Annotated in this window: 2 protein-coding genes; both read left to right on the top strand. The window is 65.8% G+C overall.

What is annotated here, in order from left to right; translation table 11 throughout:
• The first annotated feature begins 228 nt into the window (after window positions 1–228).
• Window positions 229–1,893 carry an IS21 family transposase gene (gene istA / locus NA637_RS24565; protein ID WP_256075143.1) on the top strand — a complete coding sequence of 555 codons (1,665 nt, stop codon included), beginning with the start codon at window positions 229–231 and terminating at the stop codon, window positions 1,891–1,893.
• Entirely contained in the window at window positions 1,796–2,545 is a 750-nt protein-coding gene (gene istB / locus NA637_RS24560; protein ID WP_256075141.1) for an IS21-like element helper ATPase IstB, read from the top strand. The genes istA and istB overlap by 98 nt, the downstream gene beginning before the upstream one ends.
• The last annotated feature ends 94 nt before the right edge of the window (window positions 2,546–2,639 follow it).

The following is a 2,639-nucleotide window of genomic DNA, read 5'->3' as shown; positions in this document are numbered from 1 at the left end:
TGCGTATTTCGGCCCGTCGTGACCGGCCGTTTCGGTAGATCGTGACCGGCCATTTCGCTAACGCGTGACCGCTCATTTCGCTATCAACGTGACCGATTTTCAGCCTGCTCCGAAACAGGCGGTCACGACTTACCGAAATCGTCGGTCACGGCTTAGCGAAATACTTTCACCCCGTTGCGCATGACCTGACGCGACCGTCACCCTCGCCTGTTTTTGGGGAGTAGTGGGATGTCGGCGCAGCGAGTAGCCATGCGTAATATCAAAGAATGTTTGCGTCTCAAGTTCGAGGGAGGCCTCTCTCACGAGAAGATTGCCCGGGCCTTGCAGCTGTCCAAGGGCGTCGTTAGCAAGTACGTCACGGCGGCCAGCGAAACAGGCTTGGGGTGGCCGGCGCTGGCCGCGCTGGATGAGGTGGCGCTGGCGGCGGCACTGTTGCCTGCCGCCAAGGTGCGCCAGGCCCGCGGCGAGCGGGTGCTGCCGGACCTGATCACTATCCACCGGGAACTGCGGCGCAAGGGCGTCACCCTGCAACTGCTGTGGGAAGAGTACATCGCCGCCCATCCCGAGCAGCCGACCTACCGCTATACCCAGTTCGTCGAGCACTACCGCCGCTATGCCAGCACCCTCAAACGGTCGATGCGTCAACAGCACCGGGCTGGTGAGAAGTTGTTCATCGACTACGCCGGTCCGACGCTGCCGGTGATCGACCCGGCCACCGGCGAGATCAGCCGGGCGCATATCTTCGTCGCGGCGCTGGGGGCCTCGAACTACACCTATGCCTGCGCCACGCCCGGGGAAACCCAGGTGGACTGGCTGACCGCGCTGGGTCAGGCGTTCAGTTACCTGGGCGGCGTCAGCGAGATGGTCGTGCCGGATAACCCGCGCGCCCTGATCGCCCATCCCGATCGCTACGAGCCGGGCTTGAACCGGGCCGCGCTGGAATGTGCCCGGCATTACGACACGGTGATGCTGCCGGCGCGGCCGCGTAAGCCGCAGGACAAGGCCAAGGCCGAGGTGGCGGTGCAGATCGTCGAGCGCTGGATCATGGCGCGGCTGCGGCACCAGCAGTTCTTCAGCCTGCACGCGCTCAACCAGGCGATTGCCGAGCTGCTGGAGGACTTGAACCAGCGCCCGTTCAAGAAGCTCGATGGCTGCCGCCGGGAGTGGTTCGAGCGGCTCGATCAACCGGTGCTGCGGCCGTTGCCGCTACATCCCTACGAGGTGGTGACCTTCAAGCGCTGCAAGGTCAACATCGACTACCACATCGAAGTGAACGGCGGCTTCTACAGCGTGCCCTCGGCCTTGGCCCGGCAGAGCGTCGATGTGCGGCTGAGCGCGCATACCGTGGAAGTCCTGCACGGCAACCGGCGGGTCGCCAGCCACCTGCGGCTTCAGCGGCGCGGTGCCTACAGCACCCAGAGCGAACACATGCCGGCGTCGCACAAGGCGCATCGCGAGTGGACGCCGCAGCGCCTGCTCGACTGGGGCGAGCGAATCGGCCCGCACGCCCGGCAGATCGTCGAGTACCAACTGACCCACAAACCGCACCCGGAGATGGGCTATCGCGCCTGCCTGGGCCTGCTCTCGCTGGCCCGCCAGTACGGTAACGCGCGCCTGGAGGCGGCGGCGAGCCGCGCCGTGCAGCTGCGGGCACTCAACGGCCGCACCGTGCGCAACCTGCTCAAGCAAGGGCTCGACCAACAACCACTGCCCAAGCCCGCGACGCCGGCAGCGCAACCCAGCAGCCACGAGAACGTCCGTGGCGCCGATTACTACACCCAAGAGGAGCTGTTCGATGATGACCCAACATACCCTGAGCCAGTTGCACCAACTGCGGCTGGGCGGCATGGCCCGCGCGCTGGAAGAGCAGTGGACGCTGCCGGCCAGCCATAGCCTGAGCTTCGATGAACGCCTGGGCCTGCTGCTCGACCGCGAACTGGCCTGGCGCGACGACAAGCGCCTGGAGCGGCTGCGCAAACAGGCCAAGCTCAAGTACGCCGGCGCCTGCCTGGAAGACCTCGACCGCCGCCGTGGCCGCGCGCTGGACGAGCGCCTGATCGCGACCTTGGCCGGCGGCGAGTGGCTCCGCCAAAAGCACAACCTGCTGCTGACCGGCCCGACCGGCGTCGGCAAGACCTGGCTCGCCTGCGCGCTGGGCCACCAGGCCTGCCGCCAGGGCTACAGCGCACTGTACCTGCGCACCCCGCGCCTGCTGGAGCAACTGCGCATCGCCCACGGCGACGGTAGCTTCGGGCGCACCCTGCAACAGCTGGCCAAGGTCGATGTCTTGCTTTTGGACGACTGGGGCCTGGCTCCGCTGGAAGACAATGCCCGGCATGACCTGCTGGAAGTGATCGACGACCGCGCCGGCACCCGCTCCACCATCCTGACCAGCCAGCTCCCCGTTGATCACTGGCATGGCTGGATCAACGACCCCACGCTGGCCGACGCCTTGCTTGATCGCCTGGTGCACAACGCCTATCGCATCGTGATGAAAGGCGAGTCACTGCGGCGGAAAAACACGGAGGAAGAAGCCGCATCGTGACCGATGCGGCTACAATTCAAATCCCGCGCAACCGGGCTGGAAACACCGGTCACGAGTTAGCGAAATGATCGGTCACGTTCACCGAAATCCGCAA

Source organism: Stutzerimonas stutzeri, from assembly GCF_024448935.1.
GTDB lineage: Bacteria > Pseudomonadota > Gammaproteobacteria > Pseudomonadales > Pseudomonadaceae > Stutzerimonas > Stutzerimonas stutzeri_AO.
The sequence above is the reverse complement of the archived record's forward strand: the minus strand, read 5'-3'. Positions and strand labels throughout refer to the sequence as shown.

What these genes read in the sequence shown, in the direction of transcription:
- istB (WP_256075141.1), top strand. Translation starts at nt 1,796, where the DNA reads ATGATGACCCAACATACCCTGAGCCAGTTGCACCAACTGCGGCTGGGC.
- istA (WP_256075143.1), top strand. Translation starts at nt 229, where the DNA reads ATGTCGGCGCAGCGAGTAGCCATGCGTAATATCAAAGAATGTTTGCGT.